The 253-nt window shown below is 47.0% G+C and carries 1 pseudogene; it reads right to left on the reverse strand.

Features of this window, described 5'->3' with window-relative positions:
* Window positions 1-253: pseudogene (locus GFJ36_RS29885) on the reverse strand (hypothetical protein); the annotation flags it as partial.

The raw sequence follows: 253 nt of genomic DNA on the forward strand, positions 1-253 counted from the left end.
CGTTTGATGCGTTTGATAAAGAACAGCCTGTGGATATATATGATGGTGTCCGTGGTGATGTACTTGTTGTTGATGGCCGTGTTGACCTTGGTGATGATGATGGCCGTGCTGACCTTGTTGGCCTTGGTGATGATGGTGTCCATGATGACTATGTTGACCTTGATGGTGGTGATGTACATGATGACCGTGTTGGCCTTGATGGTGATGATGTCCATGATGACCGTGTTGACCTTGATGGTGGTGATGTACATGA

The sequence above is a fragment of the Bacillus sp. EE-W1 genome (assembly GCF_009760835.1).
GTDB classification, from domain to species: Bacteria; Bacillota; Bacilli; order Bacillales; family Bacillaceae_G; genus Bacillus_A; species Bacillus_A wiedmannii.